The following is a 3,544-nucleotide window of genomic DNA, read 5'->3' on the forward strand; positions in this document are numbered from 1 at the left end:
GCGCGCGGACCAGCCGCGCCAGTTCGACGGTGCTCTCCTCGGGGAACGGCGGCCGGCCCTGCACACAGCGGAACAGCAGCGCACCGACCGCCCACAGATCGGCGGCCGCCCCCGGCGCCGCCTCCGGGCCCGCCAGCTCCGGCGCCCAGCGCTCGGTGACCGGGCCGATGACCTGGAGCCTTGCCTGCCGGGCCCGTTCGGCGGCGAGCGCCGCGCCGGGACGACCGGCCGGCACCGGCCCCGCGGGCGCGGGCAGCCGGGGTATGGACGGGTCCTGGGCGGGCGCGCCACCGGGCTCGGCCCTGCGGGGCGCGGGCAGCCCGCCCGACGGCCCCGCACCGGGCGGCGGCCCCGCGCCCTCCACTCCCGCCCGGACGCCATACGCACCCCTGCCGGACCCCTCGCCCGCCCCCGCGGCCACCGCCCCGGCAGGCACCGCCCGCGTCCGCTTCCGCATCTGCACCCCGGGCTCGGCCTGCGCCCGCCCGGCGTCCTCCCGCGGCACCGGGTCGCTCCCGCACAGCGCCTCCTGGGCCGCGCCCACCGCCAGGCCGGTCAGCATCGCGCGGCCGTCATGGCAGACCAGGACCGTACGGGCGGTGAGATTGCGGTGCATCCAGCCGTGCGCGTGCAGGGCGCGGAGCGCGGTGAGCACGTCGGCGGCGATCTCCGCGGCCCGCTGCACGGTCAGCGGCCCCTCGGCGAGCAGCACGGACAGCGGCCGCGCGGCGACCAGTTCGCCCGCGATCCACAGACTGCCGTCCTGGACGAACACGTCGAAGACCTGGTCGAGCAGCGGATGGTCGGGCAGCTGCGCCGCGGCCGTCGCCGCCTCCAGCGCACGCCGCGCGACCGGATCGCGCGGGCCGCGGTCGGCCACTCCGGGCCGCGCCCCGGCGCCACGCGGCAGCCCGCCGCCGCCCGCGCCCGGCGGCGTATCGGCGAACTCGGCCTCCACCACCTCGGGCAGCGGCACCTGACGGAGCAGCACTTCCTGCGCGCTGTACGTGTCGAAGGCCCGGGTCTCGGCGAAGTCCTCGTCGCCTGCGGGCCGCAGCGGAAGACGGTACCGCTCGGCGAGCACTCTCCCCGCGTACGCGTCCACGACGCCTCCCCACCCCGCAGCATCTGCCGACCGCGGCCATCTCCGGCCCGCCCGTGCACACTTGCGGCGGCCCGCGCCTGCGGACTCTCACGATACGCGGCCGCGCGCCCGCACACGGGGCCGCGTGCGCTTTCGACCACAACCGCGGAGCCGGGACGCCCGGCCCCTCACCTCACGGGGAATCCGGCCGGAAACTCTTGGTGAGCAGCTCCCACGCCGAGCGGCTGCTCTCGCCGCTCCACTTGTCGGCCGGAGCGGTGTACATCAGGCCGTACCCGAGATCGTCGTCGACGACGGTGCCGCGGTCCACGGAGCGGAACTTCTTGCCGCCGTCCTCGTAGGTGAATTCCCAGTCGGCGGTGGGCCAGTCATGGAACTTCACGGACTTGATGGCGATCCGGTGGTAGTGCGAGCGGCGCATGCCGCCCTCCTGCTTCTTCCAGTCCGCGACCGGGTCGTCCTTCGGCGAGGTCGTCCACCCCACGAGCAGCTTCTGGTCGTCGGGGCCCGTGAAGCGGGCGCCGGCCTTGTCCGTCGAGCGGTACTTCCAGCCGTCCGGAAGCCGCAGCGAGAACCCCTGGTCGTGCGTGTACGGGGTGCCTTCGGCAGGCTTCGGGGACGGCTTCTTGGCCGGCTTGCCGCCGTCCCCGCCGTCCTCGTCCTTGCCGTCCCCGCCGCCGCCCTTGTCCTTCGCCGGCCGGCTCTGGTCGGCCGTCGCCTTGATGTCCTTGCCCGCTGCCGCGCCGTTGCCGCTGTCACCGCCGCTGAACGCGAAGGCCAGCACACAGCTCACCACGACGAGCACCACCACGACGGCCACGATGATCAGGGTGCGGCGCGGTACCACGTCGGTGACCGAGGCCCGGGGCGGCGAAGGGCGGCCGCCCTCGCCGGGTCTGGACTCCGGGCGGGCCGCGGCGGCGGCCGTGGCGGCGGCATTGCGCACCGACTGGAGCGCGCCCCGCATCCGCTCCTTGGCCGCATCCGCGTCGAACCCCGGCCGCCCGCCGCCCGACGACGCCTTCGCGGACCCGCCGGACCCGCCCGCCGGCGCGCCACCGGGCTTCGGCGGCACCGCGGCCCCGGCCCCCGACGCGGCGCCGGGCTTGCCACCGGACGTGCCACCGCTGCCCGCCGCCGGCCCGGCCGGCTTCGGCTTGCGCTGCGGCCACTGCTTGGGCGCGGCCTTCGGCTTCGCCGCGGGCCGCGGCGGCGTCCGCTCCTCGGGAACCGTCGGCAGCGCCATCGCCCGGGTGGCGTCCATCGGCGCCTGCTCCCCGGTGTCCTCCGGCGCGTGGATGACGTCCGTCAGCAGGGCGCGCGCCCCGGCGTCGTCCAGCCGCCCCGCCGGGTCCTTGACCAGCAGGCCGTAGATGACCTCTTCCAGGGCGCCGGCGCTCTTCGGCTTCTCGACCGGCTCGGTCATCACCGCCGTCAAGGTAGCGATTGCCGACCCCTTGTCGTACGGGGGCACACCCTCGACGCAGGCGTACAGCAGGCCGCCCAGGGACCACAGGTCGGCGGGCGGGCCCGGCTTCTGGCCGCGGGCGCGCTCGGGCGAGATGTAGGAGGGGGCGCCGACGAGCATGCCGGTCGAGGTGACCGACGGGTCGCCCTCGACCTGGGCGATGCCGAAGTCGGTCAGCACGACCCGCCCGTCGTCGGACATCAGGACGTTGGACGGCTTCACATCGCGGTGCAGGATGCCCTCACGGTGGGCGGCGCGCAGCACGTCCAGGACGGCCAGGCCGACCTCGGCGGCCCGGCGCGGAGTGAGCGGCCCGTCGTCGCGCACCAGTTCGGCCAGCGACCGCCCCTCGACCAGCTCCATCACGATCCACGGCCGGTCGTCCTCGTCGACGACGTCGTACACCGTCACCGCGCCGTTGTTACGGATCCGGGCGATGGCCTTGGCCTCGCGCAGGGTGCGGGTGATCAGCCGGCGCTTCTCGTCCTCTTCCACGCCGCCGGGGAAGCGCAGCTCCTTGACCGCGACCGTACGGCCCAGCACCTCGTCGCGCGCCCGCCAGACCGTGCCCATGCCGCCGCGGCCGAGGACTCCGGCGAGCCGGTAACGGCCGGCGAGCAGCCTGCCCTCCTTGCCGTCCATCTCGACCTCGTCGCCCACTGAATCCCCTCTGCAATCCAGCCGAGTTGGCGGCTTCGATATGGCATCGAGCGCCAAACTGACCCAACTCGGACAACCCACCCTGGCAGAGCCTTCATTCTCCCTCATCCGCGGCCGTGCGGAAGGCCCGGGGCTGTGACGTGCCGCGCCCCGTACACCCGTCATGATGGCCCCGGCGAACGGGAGTCCCGATGACGGCGCGATGGCTGCACAGCGCCTTCAGGGGCCACGCGCACCCCGCGCCCCCGCCCCCCGGAGCCCGCTGCACCTGCCGTCATACCCGGGGCCGCCGCGCCGGCCCCGGGTATGAC

Annotated in this window: 2 protein-coding genes; both read right to left on the reverse strand. The window is 75.5% G+C overall.

What is annotated here, in order from left to right; all coding sequences use genetic code 11:
- Nucleotides 1-1,105, reverse strand: a 1,105-nt coding sequence (locus tag LIU39_RS34630) for a protein kinase (RefSeq protein ID WP_227050954.1), incomplete at its 3' end; no start/stop codon positions are given.
- A 172-nt stretch (nucleotides 1,106-1,277) separates the two neighbouring features.
- Nucleotides 1,278-3,233 (reverse strand): serine/threonine-protein kinase, encoded by a 1,956-nt coding sequence (locus tag LIU39_RS34635; protein ID WP_227050955.1) that lies wholly within the window; start codon nucleotides 3,231-3,233, stop codon nucleotides 1,278-1,280.
- Nucleotides 3,234-3,544 lie beyond the last annotated feature (311 nt).

Origin of the sequence: Streptomyces pinistramenti, from assembly GCF_020564935.1 — a bacterium.
GTDB lineage: Bacteria > Actinomycetota > Actinomycetes > Streptomycetales > Streptomycetaceae > Streptomyces > Streptomyces pinistramenti.